Here is a 16,950-nt window from a genome sequence, read left to right on the forward strand (position 1 = left end):
TTTATATTTCCTCCAATTATTTTAATTTTTTATGCGCAATTATTCAGCGCTTTCTTCTTTTTGTTCTCCAACAGCTTTAACCGCATAAGCGAAGTTGCGTACTGGAGCTTGTAATACTGATAAAAGCATAGAAACAAGACCATCGTGTGAAGGTAATGAACCAACAGTTTTAACTTCTTCTGCTGAAATAACGCTACCTTCCATAACGCCTGTTTTGATTTCTAAAGCTTCGTGTTCTTTAGCAAATCCTGCGATAACTTTCGCTGGTGCTACTACATCTTCAGTTGAAGTTGCAACAGCTGTAGGACCTGTTAAGAATTCATCTAAGCCTTCGATACCTGCTTGTTCAGCTGCACGACGAACCATAGTGTTTTTGTAAACTTTGTACTCAACACCAGCTTCACGTAATTGTGAACGTAGTTCAGTTACTTCTGCAACTGTTAAGCCACGGTAGTCAACGATAACAGTTGAAACTGAATTTTTAAGTTGTTCAGCAATAACATCAACTTGTTGTTTTTTAGCTTCGATAATAGCAGACATTCAGACACCTCCATTTTTATTTTTGGTGCTTTTTAAATTTCTCAATAAAAAAAGCACTTTCTACCCACGGCAAAAAGCGCTTGAAAGATCATTTTTATGATCACACGTTCAAGTCAATTTTAGCCTCGGCAGGATAATTTTTAAGTTATACTATAACTCCTACTGTCTTAGGTAAAATAATCACAATAAATAATATAACCTCATTATTGTAATATGTCAATCACTTTTCCAATTTTTTTACTTTAAAATGAAATAAAGTTATTACTTCTCTATCGACTACTTGTTTCTTCGCCATCACATATGAAGGCATAGACTTCAATATGCTCAGAATAAATAAATTCCATTTGTAGACTGCATCATGTTCACACAAAAGTTATTTCTGTATATAAATGGCTCTATAATAAATTGGACTGATGACTAAAAATCATCAGTCCAATTTTTATGTTTGAATACAAAAATGGCGCAATTACCTCTATAATTATTAGCTACCAAACAAAATAAAAAAGAAAGGTAATGCGCCTATGTGTAAGTCTATATTAAATACATTAAGAATTAAAGATAAAAATCTAAATTTTTCAGATGAAGTGATTGAGAAAAAACATAAAGGACGAATGAGCTTGTTTTACTATGCCGAGCTCACTTATCAACCTACACATTGTGAAAATTGTTCAACTAAAAATGAAAATTTCTCAATAGTAAAAAATGGTAAGAAAACCTCAACGATTACTTTACTTAAAATTATGGAAATGCCCGCTTATTTAGAACTTCAAAAACAAAGATTTTATTGTAAATCATGTGACAGTCATTTTACTGCTAAATCTAATATTGTCGACGCTCATTGCTTTATTTCTAATAAAACAAAACTTGCAGTTTTAGATAAAGCACAAGAATACCGCTCTCAAAAATCTATCGCTAAGTCATGCTTAGTATCATCAATGACTGTGTCTAGAGTGATTAATCAAGCGGCAAGCGACGTAGGTCAGTCTTCTTTTGATGCTTTACCTGAACACTTAATGATGGACGAATTTAAAAGTGTTAAAAATGTTATCGGAAAAATGAGTTTTATTTATGCAGATGCTGTATCGCACCGCATCGTAGATGTGGTAGCGGATCGTAAGTTAAAATCGCTAAAAGATCATTTTTATCGCTATTCTTTGAAACTCAGACAAAAAGTCAAAACAGTCACGATTGATATGTATGAACCATATATGTCACTAATCAAACAATTATTTCCTAACGCGAAGATTATTATTGATCGTTTTCATATTGTTCAATCTTTAAATCGAGCGTTAAATATGTCTAGAGTTCATGTAATGAATTGTTATAGAACCTCTAATAGACCGCTTTATAATAAATATAAAAGTTATTGGAAACTATTTCTTAAACCTTTTGAAACGCTAGAAGCATTTAATTATCATAAAGTCCATTTATTTAAAGAGTGGAAAACCGAAAAAGGCATTATAAATTACTTATTAGGTGTAGATGTAGAACTATTTAATACATATCACTACGTTCATGAGCTAAGAAGATTATTAAAAGAAAATCAAATAGAGAAATTTAATCATAAACTCTTTTCTATTCATCTTTCAGATGTGTGTCCTAAATTACGCCCAGTCATTAGAACTTTAAGACGATTAGCTACTTTCATTGAAAATACTATGACATATTCTAACCTGACCAACGGCCCGTTAGAAGGAATTAATAATAAAATCAAACTCATTAAAAGGGTATCTTTTGGTTATAGAAATTATGATAATTTACGTAATCGAATTATTATAACTTCGCGACTATTTGTCTCAACAACAAAAAAAGAGATTAAACAACTTAAAGTTGCTTAATCTCAATATTTGGACTCATCAGTCCGATTTGACGTAGAGCCATATAAATAACAATAACCTGTGACATTCGAAAAGTCACAGGTTCTATAATTAAATAAGTTTACACTTAATTATAATTTGAATGATGAAGTATCAATTTTAACTCCAGGACCCATTGTTGTAGTTACAGCAACAGATTTGAAGTAAGTACCTTTAGCAGATGATGGTTTAGCTTTAGCTAATACGTCTTGTAAAGTTTTGAAGTTTTCAACTAATTTTTCATCGCTGAATGAAACTTTACCGATTGAAGCATGTACAATACCTGCTTTTTCAGCACGGTATTCAACTTTACCAGCTTTGATTTCTTCAACAGCTTTTTTTACATCCATAGTTACTGTACCAGTTTTAGGATTTGGCATTAAACCTTTAGGTCCTAATACACGACCTAATTTACCAACTTCGCCCATCATGTCTGGTGTAGCTACTACTACGTCAAAGTCGAACCAACCTTGTTGAATTTTTTGTACGTATTCAGATTCACCTACGTAATCTGCGCCTGCTTCTTCTGCTTCAGTGATTTTGTCACCTTTAGCAAATACTAATACACGTTGTGATTTACCAGTTCCGTTTGGTAATACTACTGCACCACGGATTTGTTGGTCATTTTTACGTGTATCAATTCCTAAACGGAAAGCAACTTCAACTGATGCGTCAAAGTTAGCAATGCTTGTTTCTTTAGCTAAGCTGATTGCTTCTTCAACACTATAGTGTTTAGTACGATCAACTTTATTAGCTGCTTCTTGATACTTTTTACCTTTTTTAGCCATTTATTGTTCCTCCTTTAGTGGTTTTAGCGGAATTTCCTCCCACGCTTACTTGTGCCTAACACAAGTTAAGAGCAGATAACAGATGAATGTCTAATGTTTGAGTAATCTTAAGAAAGATTACTAGTCACCCAGACTAATCATAGACAATATTGTCGTTGTCATTTCTGTTACCTGCTATCGTCTATCAGTTTATTTCAAAATTAAACTAACTTTGTATTCATTAATTATTGTACAGTGATACCCATACTACGAGCAGTACCTTCGATAATACGCATAGCCGCTTCTTCGTCTGCAGCGTTTAAGTCTTGCATTTTAGTTTGAGCAATTTCACGTACTTGATCTTTAGTTACTGTAGCAACTTTAGTTTTGTTAGGTTCACCAGAACCTTTTTCTACGCCAGCTGCTTTTTTAAGTAGTACTGGAGCCGGTGGAGTTTTAGTAATGAATGTAAATGAACGATCTTCATAAACACTGATTTCTACCGGAATGATTAAACCTGCTTGTTCTTGTGTACGTGCGTTGAATTCTTTACAGAATCCCATGATATTCACACCTGCTTGACCTAATGCTGGACCAACTGGTGGTGCTGGGTTCGCTTTACCTGCAGGAATTTGTAATTTAACTACTTTTTCTACTTTTTTAGCCACGATGTGCACCTCCTTGATATCGTGATGTGGTCACAGGGCTCAGTTTTGCCCTCCCACTCATAAACATTTCGTGACGAAATGAGCGCTATAAAAACGCGACCACATTATTTTAACACTGAACCAACTTAAAAAGCAATAGTAAAATTTCATCTTTTTTGTTGTTCAATGTTTTTCCAAAATTAATTGATTATAGTTTTTCTATTTGATCAAATTCAACTTCAACTGGTGTTTCTCTGCCGAACATATCAACTAATACAGTTAATTTAAATTTATCAGGTTCGATTTCTTGAACTTCTCCAACTTGATTAGCGAACGGTCCAGATTTAATACGAACTTGTTCTCCTACATCTAATTCTACATCGATTGTTTTTTCTTTAAGTCCCATTTGTTTTAAAATGAATCGCATTTCTTCAGGTAATAATGGGTTTGGTTTAGAACCAGCTCCAGCTGAACCAACGAATCCTGTAACACCAGGTGTGTTACGTACTACATACCAAGATTCATCAGTCATCACTAGTTCTACAAGTACATAACCAGGGAACGTTTTTTTAAGTTGCTTTTTGGCTTTACCATCTTTAACTTGTGTTTCTTCCTCCTCAGGTATGACAACTCTAAAAATCTGTTCTGTCATATTCATTGATTCTACTCTTTTTTCTAAATTCTTCTTAACTTTATTCTCATATCCAGAATACGTATGCACAGCATACCAACGCTTTGCGCCAACCTCTTCAGACATGTTGTCACTCCTTATTCTTATCTAAATAGTTCAATCAAATTCCCAATACCTATATCTAATACCCAGAAAAAGACCATAAAGAAGATTACTGTAGAAACTACAATTACAGTATATTTAAAAAGTTCTTCTTTTGTTGGCCAACTCGTTTTTTCCATTTCACTTTTAACGCCTTGGAAGAAACTGTCTTTTTCTTTGTTTGTGCCCTTATCTTTAGCCATCAAAATTACCTCCATACTCACAGTTAGTTAACCGTTAACTTTAATAGCAATACTTTCACTATTATTTAGACTCTTTATGAATCGTATGTGCATTACATCTCGAACAATATTTTTTTATTTCTAGTCTCGTTGCAGAAGTTTCTTTTTTCGGTACGTTATAATTTCTAGTACCACAAACCTCACAAATTAAAGGTACTTTTTTCAAATCAGTTCACCTTTGCTCATTTTAATACCAGTATACTATACATAAACCTAACATTAAATGTCAAACAAGCGCCGCTATGTATAAGTTAATACAACCTAATAAAGACGCTTCAATAAATAGTATTTCATTTTCATTTTACAACGTTGAATACTATTGTAAACCACTTTATCTTTAATACCTAGCTGTTTTGCAATTTCACTAGGCGTATAATCAGACATTAGTAATTCAGCTACGTTTCGCTCGAATCGACTTAATACTGTTAAACTACTCGCTAGCAATTCTCGTTTCTCTTTTATCATACAAATATCTTCAATATATTTACTTGATTGATTCAATTTGTAGTCAATAACATAGTCATTAATGATGCTATCGTACTTATCAGTCTCAATATATTTTCTTCTCCAAAAATCATTTCGCATCGATCGTACGATACAATTCAAATAGTGTTCAAAAGGAACGTCTGTACTAAAATCAAATGTATGAAGTGCTAAATAAATCCTGATTAAAGTTTCTTGTACTAAATCTTCAATATCTTCATTTTGTATTCCATAACTTTTAAATTTTATAAAAAGTTTAGGTTGTATGTGGTTTACTATATCTATAAATAATCTATCTTGTTCGTGACTACTACGACTATTTTGGAATGCTTTAAAGGTCTTCTCTAGTTGTATAAATTGATGCGCCATAAACCTTACCTTTCAAATTAAGTTAGGCAAAGTTTATATGAAGTCATTTTCAAAAGACAAGTGGACGATTTTAATCTTTATTATGATTTCCACGTCTAATCTTTTCAAATTCTGCTAACACATCATTCGATAACGAAATACGAGTTCTCGGTTTACTTTCTGTGAAATCATCTAATGACTTACTCACTGTGATTTCATTTTCTCTTAAATCACGCCACATCTCTCTCGAAGATACACGATATGCGCCAGCACCAAATATTGCATGTTGCTCGCTCATATCACTGGTTACAACGGTAATATGTGTCGTGTGCTTGTTATATAAATTATAAACATAACGTTCTATATAGCTATCCGCAGTCTCTTTTTCTTTTGTAAATACTGTTTTCACACCATGATAAATGTATTCTCTTTCTATACCTGATTGTTCATATGCATCAAACACACATACAATTTCATCAGCTACAACAGCATTATAGTTTGCTATAGCATCTAATAATTGCTCTCGTGCTTCTTGCAAATTATCTTTTGCAATTTTACCGAGTTCTGGTGACTGTCCAATCATATTGTAGCCATCAATTATCAAATATTTATCTTTCATGCGTTATCTCCGACTTGATGACGTTTACGATATATTTCATACATCATTAAACTAGCAGCTACCGATGCATTGAGGCTATTAACATGTCCAACCATAGGTATTTTAATGTAAAAATCACATTTATCTTTCACTAATCTACTCATGCCTTGTCCTTCACTACCGATAACGATAGCTAATGGCATATCCGCCGCCATATCTCTATAGTCTGTTGCATTATCCGCTTCAGCACCTGCTACCCAGTAGCCATGTTCTTTTAATTCGTCAATTGTTTTTGCTAAATTCGTAACACGCATAACTGGAACATGTTGTATCGCACCTGTTGATGCTTTAGCAACTGTTTGCGTTAACGCTACTGAACGTCTTTTAGGAATAATAACACCATCAACACCGCTAGCATCTGCCGTTCTCAATATAGAGCCTAAGTTATGAGGATCTTCAAGGCCATCTAAAATCACTACAGTTGATAAACCTTCTTTATCCTTTTGAGATTGAATAAATTGATCGAAATCAGCATATTCATATGGTGCAATAAGTGCAGCAACACCTTGATGAGGTGCATTTGCTAAATTATCTAATTTGGATTTTGGAACTGTTTGCACAATCAATTTTTGCTCTTTAGCATTTTGTAAAATATCATTGATTTGTTGCTTTCTGATTCCCTCTTGTATCCAAATTTTATTAATTGTATGGCCAGAAACAATCGCTTCTTTAACAGCATGCCTACCGACAATAACGATATCTTCCACTGTTTTCACTACCTTTCATTGACTGTTTGAACAATCATATCAAGTAAATTTTCCAATCTTTCTTCTTGATGATCTAAATATAAATATCCAATGACTGCTTCTAAACCAGAACTTTTACGATAAGTTTGAATATCCGTATTTTTAGCCTTAGTGTGACTTTTAGCATTACGACCTCTTTTAACAATATCTAATTCTTCATCCGTGAACCAACCCATTTCAAATAATGTTTCTAAAGTTTGCGCCTGACTTTTCGCAGACACATAACTTTTCGAAACTTGATGCAATCGATTAGGCTTACTTTGTAATTTAAGAACGATATATTCTCGCACGTGCTGGTCCAACACTGCGTCACCCATGTAGGCTAGTGTTAACGGGTTTAACAATTTAATATCCATATTATCCACGTTTAAAGCGTACACCTTGTGGCGTATCCTCTAATATAATGTTTTGTTCTTTAAGCATGTCTCTTATTTCATCTGCACGTGCAAAGTCTTTATTTTTACGCGCTTCATTACGTTCTTCGATGAGCTTTTCAATATCTTCATCAAGTAACATATCTGATTTATTACCTTTTAGTGGAACTCCAAGTACATCACTAAATATCTGATAAACTTCTTTGAATCGAGAAATGACTTGAGTAGATGTATTGTTCTCTAAAACATATTTATTCGCAAGTTTAGATAAATCGTACCAAGCCGTAACAGCATTAGCAGTATTGAAATCATCATCCATTACTGTCTCAAATTGCTCTATAATAGCATCAATTTGTTCGATATATTTAGATTGGTCAACGATGTCTGTCGCGATTGTTTCACGTTCTTCTATTAATTGATAGCTATTACGAATGCGTTCTAAACCACTCTTAGCTGCATTAACAAGTTCTAGATTATAGTTAATAGGACTTCTATAATGTACGCTAATCATGAAGAATCGCAGTACGTCAGGATCTACTTCTTTTATGATGTCATGAACTAGTATAAAGTTACCTAACGATTTACTCATTTTCTCGTTATCTATATTTATAAAACCATTATGCATCCAGTAATTAGCAAATGGGGCATGATTATGCGCTTCTGATTGCGCAATTTCGTTTTCGTGATGAGGGAATTGTAAGTCAGAACCACCAGCATGAATATCAATTGTTTTGCCTAGTTCATGAAACGCCATTACTGAACATTCAATATGCCAACCTGGACGCCCTTCACCAAAAGGACTTTCCCAACTAATTTCACCTGGTTTTGCTTTTTTCCATAAAGTAAAGTCTAACGCATCTTCTTTTTGTTCCCCAGCTTCTATTCTTGCTCCTACCTTTAAATCATCTAATGACTGATGGCTTAATTTACCGTAACCTTCAAATTTGCGTGTTCTAAAGTAGACATCGCCGTCACTCTCATAGGCGTAACCTTCATCAACTAGCTCTTTAATAAAATCAATAATCTCATCCATATGATTCATTACACGTGGATTCGAAGTCGCTTTCTTAACGTTTAATGCACCAACATCTTCATAAAACGCTTTAATGTATCTATCTGCAATATCCGGTACACTCTCATTCAATTCCTTAGAACGATTTATTAATTTATCGTCTACATCTGTGAAGTTTGAAACATAAATCACTTCGTATCCTTTATATTCAAAATATCTACGTACAACATCATAATTTATGGCAGGGCGTGCATTACCAATGTGAATATAATTGTATACTGTCGGACCACAGACATACATTTTCACCTTACCTGGTTCGATAGGTTCAAATGTCTCTTTTTGACGCGTTAATGTATTATATAATGTAATCATCTTTAATCTCTCCGTTCTTCGCTTTTTCAAGTTGTTTTTCTAGTTGCTTAATTTGTTCATATAAAGGGTCAGGTAAATTACGGTGATCAAATGTTTTACCGATACGTTTACCCTCTTGTTTAACAATATGCCCCGGAATACCGACTACAGTCGTGTAACTTGGAACTGATTGTAATACCACTGAATTCGCACCAATATTCACATTCGAATCAATTTGAATATTACCTAACACTTTTGACCCAGCTGCGATTAATACATTATCGCCAATATCAGGGTGACGTTTTCCTTTTTCTTTGCCCGTACCACCCAGTGTTACACCTTGATAAATAGTCACATTATCACCAATTGTACAAGTCTCACCAATTACTACACCCATACCATGGTCTATAAATAAGCGCTTGCCAATTTTCGCGCCCGGATGTATTTCAATACCTGTAAAGAAACGTGATACTTGAGATATAATTCTCGCCAATACATAGCGTTTCTTATTATATAATTTATGTGCAATAAGGTGACTCCAAACTGCATGTAATCCAGCATATGTTGTAATAACCTCAAATGTTGTACGAGCTGCTGGGTCTTGTTCAAATACCATTTTCACATCGTCTCTCATTCTTTTTATCAAGACTGTCGCCCCCTCAGTTTTTTAAAAAGTTTAAAAATTTCCAAATTTAATAGCAAAATACTTAAATACATTCTAAATAAAATAATTAGCGCCCCTAACACTTAAGATGCTAGAGGCGCTACTGCACGGTTCCACTCTGTATTCTAGATAAATGCAAGCTAGTATGTCTATATAACTATAGGTTACTAGATTCACTTTATCATACTCATTTACTATATTTAGTTGATTATACAAAGGTGCATTCAACATCGTCTATGGCGTACTCACAGCATCCGTACACTCTCTGATATCATAGTCCAATATTTACTAATCCTTCGCCTTTAAATACTCATACCAAAATGGCTTCGCCATCTTTAACTTTATCATATTTGCTTTAATGTAAAATTTCAAGTGTTAGATATGTTAAATTAGCATCTCATTCGTGCAACTTGCCTGATGTCCTTTACACGAATTTTTTCAATCGTGAAAGTACTTTATCTTTACCTAATACTTCAATTGTATTAGGTAATTCAGGGCCGTGCATTTGACCAGTTACAGCAACACGAATAGGCATGAATAATTGTTTACCTTTAATACCTGTTTCCTTTTGTACTTCTTTAATTGTTTTCTTAATGTCAGCCGCTTCAAATGGTTCTAAAGCTTCTAATTTACCATATAAATGTGTCATCAATTCAGGAACTTGTTCTCCATTAATGACTTCTTGTTCTTCTTCTCCTAATTCAGGCATTTCATGGAAGAACATTTCAGATAAAGGTATAATTTCGCCAGCATAGCTCATTTCTTTTTGATATAGTGCCACTAATTTGCGACCCCATTCTTTATCATCTTCACTTGGAGATTCTGGTATTAAATTAGCTTTAATAAGATGAGGCAATGCAAGTTCAAATACAGTGTCAGTATCCTTTGTTTTCATATATTGGTTATTAACCCATGCTAATTTTTGTCTATCGAACATCGCTGGTGATTTAGAAAGACGTTTTTCATCAAAGATTTTAATAAATTCTTCTTTAGAAAAGATTTCTTCCTCTCCTTCTGGAGACCAACCTAATAATGTAATAAAGTTAAATAACGCTTCTGGCAAGTAACCTAAATCACGATATTGCTCAATAAATTGTAAAATTTGGCCATCACGTTTACTTAATTTTTTACGTTCTTCATTAACAATTAGCGACATATGACCAAAGCGTGGCGCTTCCCAACCAAATGCTTCATAAATCATAAGTTGTTTTGGTGTGTTAGAAACGTGATCGTCACCACGAATAACATCGGAAATTTCCATGTAATGATCATCGATAGCTACAGCAAAGTTATAGGTAGGGATGCCATCTTTTTTAACGATAACCCAATCACCTATATTGTTTGAATCGAATGAAATTTCACCTTTAACCATATCATTGAACGTATACGTTTGATCTTGAGGCACACGGAATCTAATTGATGGGCGACGACCTTCAGCTTCAAACTGTTGACGTTCTTCTTCAGTTAAATGTGCATGTTGACCACCGTAACGAGGCATTTCACCACGTGCGATTTGATCTTCACGTTCTTTTTCAAGCTCTTCTTCAGTCATGTAACATTTGTACGCTTTATCTTCGTCCAATAATTGTTGAATAAGTGGATTATAGATATCACCACGTTCTGATTGACGATAAGGTCCATAACCTTTGTCTTTATCGATTGATTCGTCCCAATCTAATCCTAACCATTTTAAGTTATCAAATTGAGATGACTCACCATCTTCAAGGTTACGTTTACTATCCGTATCTTCAATACGCACTACGAAATCACCATCATAATGCTTAGCAAATAAATAATTAAATAATGCAGTTCTTGCATTACCAATGTGTAAATATCCAGTTGGACTTGGCGCATATCTCACTCTAATACGTTCACTCATCGTATTCACTCCTATAAATATTAGTTATGTTTTAACTTCGAATTTATACGCTTTATCTAATACAGGCTACAAACTTTACACTCTAACCGAGTCGTTCTACGCCAGTAAGAAACATCTTCAAACCATTAGAAAAAAAGCTATTCTAAACTATCATTTTAGACATGTTCCCGAATAACTTTCCACTTTACATTACCCTTAGATAAAAGTTCGCATTTCTTCATTATTGTAGCACTAAATCAATACTTTGATAAGTCACTTGTTTACGCTATAGATAATCATTAATTCATACATCTACTTTATGTAAATAGGTTCCATGCTTCGCTTCTTGAAAAGAGTCCCCTCCACATTTAGCGTTTCACATGAAACCTAATCACTTACAATAATTTAATTTTTTATAATTGAACATATCTTCTTAATCTCTAAGTTTAAAGAACATATTTATCATTACTCTGAATCGTCTATTTTTTTAGCGAAAATAATACGCCCTGATGATGTTTGTAATAAACTGATGACTTCTAAATCTACATGTTTACCTACAAGTGATTTCGCATTGTCAACGACTACCATTGTGCCATCATCTAAATAGCCTACACCTTGACCAGGCTCTTTACCCATTTTAGTCAATAGAATATTAATGCGGTCACCTTGATGAACATTTGGTTTAATTGCTTCAGATAAGTCATTCACGTTTAAAGCTTTAATTCCTTGCACGTGACATACTTTATTTAAATTAAAATCGGTAGTAATCACATGCGCATGATAAGTCTGTGCTAACTTCACCAATAATTCATCTATATCACTGTGAGACTTTTGTGGATGTATCACGCGTGTAGGATACTCTAAGTCGTATAATTCATTTAATATATCCAAGCCACGTTGTCCTTTTTCACGTTTCACGCTATCATTCGCATCAGCTACAACTTGAAGTTCATTAATAACGCCTTGCGGAATAAGGATTTCACCATCTATAAAACCACATCGAATGACATCTAAAATACGTCCATCGATAATTGCACTTGTATCTAAAAGTTTAGGTACAGCACTAATATTACTTTTAGACATAGAGCGTGCCATATTTTCCGGCAAGAACATTAACATTTCGTCACGCTTTTTTAAACCAAATTGGAAACCTAAATAACATAGCAATAATGTAATAATAAGCGGTACTAGATGATTTAATATCGTATTTCCAATCATTTCTAGAATAAATGAAGCCATAACTGATATAAATAATCCAATGATAAGTCCAAGTGTTGCAAATAAAATTTCAACAGCACTGCGCTGCATAATCCAATGTTCAATGGCTTTAAAAGTCTTCGTAACTTTATTAATAAAGAAGCCAAAAATCAAGAAAAATACTACTATTCCAATTAAGCCATCTATATAATAGTTATGTAAAAATGGGTAACCATTAATATTAAAATCCTTAAGTATTTCAGGTATTAGTAAAATACCAAGTGCAGCACCTAGAATAATATATATTATGATTACAATTCCTTTTAATACGTTCATAAGTCTCACCTCTTTTTCACTATATTTACGATTTGAATGCATATTTTAAAGCGTCATGTACTGTAGACACTCCAACTACTTTAATGCCTTCAGGAAATTGCCATCCACCGATATTTGTCTGTGGAATAATAACACGTTCAAAGCCTAATTTAGCTGCTTCTTGAACACGTTGTTCAATTCGAGAAACACGTCTCACTTCACCGGTCAAACCTACTTCCCCAATATAACAATCAAGCCCATCTACTGCTTTATCTTTAAAACTTGAAGCTGTTGCTACTATAACACTTAAATCAACTGCCGGCTCTGTCAATCGTACGCCACCAGCTACTTTTATGTATGCATCTTGTTGTTGTAATAAATAGTTTTCTTTTTTCTCTAATACAGCCATTAATAAACTCAAACGATTATGATCTATACCTGTTGCCATACGTCTAGGGTTATTAAATGTTGTAGGCGTCACTAAGGCCTGAACTTCTATTAATAGAGGTCGTGTACCTTCCATAGTTGCTACAATCGTTGATCCCGGCACATTGGTAGAACGTTCCTCTAAGAACATTTCTGAAGGATTATGAACGCCTTTTAATCCGCTTTGTTTCATCTCAAAAATGCCCATTTCATTAGTAGAACCAAAACGGTTCTTAACCGCTCTCAAGATACGATAAGCATGATGCTCATCTCCCTCAAAGTACAATACTGTATCAACCATATGCTCTAATAGACGTGGTCCTGCAATTTGACCTTCTTTCGTAACATGTCCGACGATAAATGTTGCAATATTCATTTGTTTAGCAATATTCATTAAACTCTGTGTACTTTCTCTTACTTGAGACACAGAACCAGGTGCTGAACTAATTTCTGGATGATATATTGTTTGAATGGAATCCACAACTAAAATATCAGGTTGCGCTTGTTGAACTGTTTGATGTATTACTTCTAAGTCCGTTTCTGCTAGCACATTTAAATTACTCGAATCCTCATCTAGTCGATCGGCACGTAGTTTAGTTTGATTTAATGATTCTTCACCTGTAATATACAGTACATTTAATTTTTGTGACAATGATGCACAAATTTGCAGTAATAGCGTTGATTTACCGATACCAGGATCTCCACCTATTAACACTAAAGAACCACTTACAATGCCACCACCTAAAACGCGGTTGAACTCTTTTGATTCTGTCTGAACTCTCGGTGTCACTTCATTCTTGATATCATTTAATTTCTGGACTTTCGCGCTAGACGTTGATGTCTTTACGCCGTGCTTAGGATTTGAAGCTTTTTCAACAATTTCCTCCATTTGATTCCATGACCCACAATTAGGACACTTTCCCATCCATTTTGGAGATTGATAACCGCAAGCCATACACTCAAAAATCACTTTCTTTTTGGCCAAAATTGCACCCCCGATTTTTCTTTGAACAAATCTATTTTATATGTAACGTTGCACAATGACAAATGTAAACTTAAGCAATTTAGTATAAATTTGGTTCTATTTATTTTTGAGATGATTAATACTTATAATGATTAAAATTAATTCATTGAAATCATTAAAAATTAAAGCTGAGACATTCGAGTATGATATGTCTCAGCTTATATTTAACATTAATTTTATTGTATTATGCTTCAGTTTCAGTTACTTCATTGCCTTCATCTGAAATACCATTATTTTTTTCATTGATATTATATTTAAATTCATCACCATCATGGTCGATGACAACTTCTTTACCTTCAATTTGGTTACCGTCTAAGATTAATTCACTCAAGTTATCTTCAACTGTTTTTTGAATAGCTCTGATTAATGGACGGGCACCGTATTCTGGATCATAGCCTTCTTCAGCAATTTTTTCTTTTGCTTTATCAGTTACAACAATATTAATATCTTGCTCAGATAGTCGTTGTGTTAGTTTATTAACCATCATTGTAACGATTTCTTTCAATTCATCTTTAGAAAGTTTATGGAATACGATGATGTCGTCAACACGGTTTAAGAACTCTGGGCGGAATGAATTTTTCAATTCTTTCATCATAGTCTTGCGAATTGTTTCATAGTCATGACCTTCAGAACCGCCACCGAAACCAGCAAAGCGTTGATCTTGTAATTCTTGTGCACCGACATTTGAAGTCATGATAATCACTGTATTTCGGAAATCAACTTGACGTCCTTTTGTATCAGTTAAATGACCATCGTCTAGAACTTGCAATAGAATATTAAATACATCTGGATGCGCCTTTTCGATTTCATCAAATAAGATAACTGAGTATGGTTTACGTCTTACTTTCTCAGTTAATTGGCCACCTTCATCATGACCTACATAGCCTGGAGGCGCTCCAACTAAACGACTCACAGCATGTTTTTCCATAAACTCACTCATATCAACGCGAATCATTGCATCTTCTTCACCAAACATTGATTCTGCTAATGCTCTAGCTAATTCTGTTTTACCTACACCTGTAGGACCTAAGAAGATAAAACTACCGATTGGACGTTTAGGATCTTTCAATCCTGCACGAGCACGGCGTACCGCTTTACTAATAGAAGTTACAGCATCATTTTGGCCAATAACTCTATCATGTAACGTTTGTTCAAGATTTAATAATCGATCCGATTCAGTTTCATTAATTTTTGTAAGTGGTATACCTGTCCAACCTGCAATGACTTCACCAATATCTTCTTTAGATAGAGAAGTGGATTGATCACCTTGAGTTGTTTTCCACTCATTTTTGGCATCTTCATATTGTTTTTCAAGTTTAGTTTGTTTATCACGTAAATTAGCAGCATTCTCGAATTCTTGAGCATGAACTGCTGCGTCTTTTTCATTTTTTACTTTTTCAATTTCTTGCTCAATTTCTTTCAAGTTGTTAGGTGTTGTATGACTTTTCAGTCTTACTTTTGAACTTGCTTCATCAATTAAATCAATTGCTTTATCGGGTAAGAAACGATCTGATACATAACGATCACTTAATTTAGCAGCCGCTTCAAGTGCTTCATCTGAAATATTGATGCGGTGATGCGCTTCATAACGATCACGTAATCCTTTTAAAATTGCAATTGTGTCTTCAACTGTTGGTTCATCAACTTGAATAGGTTGGAAACGACGTTCTAACGCTGCATCTTTCTCGATGTTTTTACGATATTCATCTAATGTTGTCGCACCGATACATTGTAATTCACCACGTGCTAATGCTGGTTTTAATATATTTGACGCATCGATTGCGCCTTCAGCTCCACCAGCACCAACTAATGTGTGTAATTCATCAATGAATAAGATTACGTTACCAGCTTGATGAATTTCTTCCATTACCTTTTTCAAACGTTCTTCAAATTCACCACGATATTTAGTACCAGCTACAACTGTTCCCATATCAAGTGACATCACGCGTTTACCTTTAAGTGTCTCAGGTACTTCATTATTAACAATAGCTTGAGCAAGACCTTCTGCAATTGCAGTTTTACCTACACCGGGTTCACCAATTAGTACAGGATTGTTTTTAGTACGACGACTTAACACTTCAATTACACGAGTAATTTCTTTATCTCTACCAACAACTGGATCTAACGTTCCATCTTTGGCAATGACAGTTAAATCACGTGCTAATCCATCTAATGTAGGGGTATTATTTGATTTATTTGCTGTAGCATTTTTATTGCTCATTTCAGGACTACCTAGCGCTTTGACGACTTGGGCACGCGCTTTCGTAATATTTAAATCAAGATTAGCAAATACGCGAGCAGCTACGCCTTCATTTTCACGAATTAAACCTAGTAATATGTGTTCTGTACCTACAAAGTTATGGTGTAACTTTCTTGCTTCATCCATTGAAAGTTCAATTACTTTCTTGGCTCTTGGTGTATAATGCAATGTTCCTGTTTGATCTTGTCCGTGACCGATTAATTTTTCGACTTCTTCAATCACTTTATCTTCGGTTATATTAAAACTTTCTAATACTTTAGCAGCAATACCTTCTGGTTCTTTCATTAAACCTAATAACAAATGTTCTGTACCTATATTAGAATGATTTAAACGTATTGCTTCTTCTTGTGCGTGTGCTAGGACACGTTGTGCACGTTCAGTTAATCTACCAAATAGCATATATTTTTGTA

Annotated in this window: 17 protein-coding genes and 1 other annotated feature; of the genes, 1 reads left to right on the forward strand and 16 read right to left on the reverse strand. The window is 34.2% G+C overall.

Features of this window, described 5'->3' with window-relative positions; genetic code table 11:
* Window positions 1-39: 39 nt before the first annotated feature.
* The gene (rplJ, locus tag EQ029_RS11015; protein WP_011276721.1) at window positions 40-540 is read right to left on the reverse strand and encodes a 50S ribosomal protein L10; all 501 of its coding nucleotides are present in this window, start codon (window positions 538-540) and stop codon (window positions 40-42) included.
* A gap of 38 nt (window positions 541-578) precedes the next feature.
* Window positions 579-730, reverse strand: a sequence feature (ribosomal protein L10 leader region).
* Between the two features lie 331 nt (window positions 731-1,061).
* On the opposite strand from rplJ, the gene EQ029_RS11020 reads away from it, so the two are divergent.
* Window positions 1,062-2,378, forward strand: a complete 1,317-nt coding sequence (locus EQ029_RS11020; RefSeq protein ID WP_058646542.1) for an ISL3-like element ISSha1 family transposase — start codon at window positions 1,062-1,064, stop codon at window positions 2,376-2,378.
* Between the two features lie 110 nt (window positions 2,379-2,488).
* On the opposite strand, the gene rplA is transcribed toward EQ029_RS11020, so the two are convergent.
* The 15 genes from rplA to EQ029_RS11095 form a co-directional block, all read right to left on the reverse strand.
* The gene (rplA, locus tag EQ029_RS11025) at window positions 2,489-3,184 is read right to left on the reverse strand and encodes a 50S ribosomal protein L1 (protein ID WP_011276724.1); all 696 of its coding nucleotides are present in this window, start codon (window positions 3,182-3,184) and stop codon (window positions 2,489-2,491) included.
* Window positions 3,185-3,408: 224 nt separating this feature from the next.
* The gene (rplK, locus tag EQ029_RS11030; RefSeq protein WP_001832298.1) at window positions 3,409-3,831 is read right to left on the reverse strand and encodes a 50S ribosomal protein L11; all 423 of its coding nucleotides are present in this window, start codon (window positions 3,829-3,831) and stop codon (window positions 3,409-3,411) included.
* Between the two features lie 187 nt (window positions 3,832-4,018).
* Window positions 4,019-4,567, reverse strand: coding sequence for a transcription termination/antitermination protein NusG (gene nusG / locus EQ029_RS11035; RefSeq protein ID WP_016931333.1), 549 nt, complete (start codon window positions 4,565-4,567; stop codon window positions 4,019-4,021).
* A gap of 17 nt (window positions 4,568-4,584) precedes the next feature.
* A complete protein-coding gene (secE, locus tag EQ029_RS11040; protein WP_011276726.1) occupies window positions 4,585-4,785 on the reverse strand; it encodes a preprotein translocase subunit SecE in 201 nt (66 codons plus the stop codon).
* 61 nt (window positions 4,786-4,846) lie between these two features.
* A complete protein-coding gene (gene rpmG, locus EQ029_RS11045) occupies window positions 4,847-4,990 on the reverse strand; it encodes a 50S ribosomal protein L33 (protein WP_016931334.1) in 144 nt (47 codons plus the stop codon).
* A 95-nt stretch (window positions 4,991-5,085) separates the two neighbouring features.
* Window positions 5,086-5,676: a sigma-70 family RNA polymerase sigma factor gene (locus EQ029_RS11050; protein WP_057504950.1), complete on the reverse strand. Its 591-nt coding sequence runs from the start codon at window positions 5,674-5,676 to the stop codon at window positions 5,086-5,088.
* Window positions 5,677-5,746: 70 nt separating this feature from the next.
* Window positions 5,747-6,274, reverse strand: coding sequence for an NYN domain-containing protein (locus EQ029_RS11055; protein ID WP_011276728.1), 528 nt, complete (start codon window positions 6,272-6,274; stop codon window positions 5,747-5,749).
* The gene (rlmB, locus tag EQ029_RS11060) at window positions 6,271-7,020 is read right to left on the reverse strand and encodes a 23S rRNA (guanosine(2251)-2'-O)-methyltransferase RlmB (protein ID WP_053024194.1); all 750 of its coding nucleotides are present in this window, start codon (window positions 7,018-7,020) and stop codon (window positions 6,271-6,273) included. Before rlmB ends, EQ029_RS11055 begins: the two co-directional genes overlap by 4 nt.
* Before the next feature lie 8 nt (window positions 7,021-7,028).
* Window positions 7,029-7,415: a Mini-ribonuclease 3 gene (locus EQ029_RS11065; protein WP_029376688.1), complete on the reverse strand. Its 387-nt coding sequence runs from the start codon at window positions 7,413-7,415 to the stop codon at window positions 7,029-7,031.
* Between the two features lies 1 nt (window position 7,416).
* Window positions 7,417-8,817, reverse strand: a complete 1,401-nt coding sequence (cysS, locus tag EQ029_RS11070) for a cysteine--tRNA ligase (RefSeq protein ID WP_011276731.1) — start codon at window positions 8,815-8,817, stop codon at window positions 7,417-7,419.
* A complete protein-coding gene (gene cysE, locus EQ029_RS11075; protein ID WP_172458793.1) occupies window positions 8,801-9,430 on the reverse strand; it encodes a serine O-acetyltransferase in 630 nt (209 codons plus the stop codon). Before cysE ends, cysS begins: the two co-directional genes overlap by 17 nt.
* A gap of 454 nt (window positions 9,431-9,884) precedes the next feature.
* Window positions 9,885-11,339 carry a glutamate--tRNA ligase gene (gene gltX / locus EQ029_RS11080; protein WP_033079758.1) on the reverse strand — a complete coding sequence of 485 codons (1,455 nt, stop codon included), beginning with the start codon at window positions 11,337-11,339 and terminating at the stop codon, window positions 9,885-9,887.
* 444 nt (window positions 11,340-11,783) lie between these two features.
* Window positions 11,784-12,851: a PIN/TRAM domain-containing protein gene (locus tag EQ029_RS11085; RefSeq protein WP_011276734.1), complete on the reverse strand. Its 1,068-nt coding sequence runs from the start codon at window positions 12,849-12,851 to the stop codon at window positions 11,784-11,786.
* Window positions 12,852-12,876: 25 nt separating this feature from the next.
* A complete protein-coding gene (gene radA, locus EQ029_RS11090) occupies window positions 12,877-14,241 on the reverse strand; it encodes a DNA repair protein RadA (RefSeq protein WP_011276735.1) in 1,365 nt (454 codons plus the stop codon).
* A gap of 223 nt (window positions 14,242-14,464) precedes the next feature.
* Window positions 14,465-16,939, reverse strand: a complete 2,475-nt coding sequence (locus tag EQ029_RS11095; RefSeq protein WP_016931338.1) for an ATP-dependent Clp protease ATP-binding subunit — start codon at window positions 16,937-16,939, stop codon at window positions 14,465-14,467.
* Between the last annotated feature and the right edge of the window lie 11 nt (window positions 16,940-16,950).

The organism is Staphylococcus haemolyticus, assembly GCF_006094395.1.
GTDB classification, from domain to species: Bacteria; Bacillota; Bacilli; order Staphylococcales; family Staphylococcaceae; genus Staphylococcus; species Staphylococcus haemolyticus.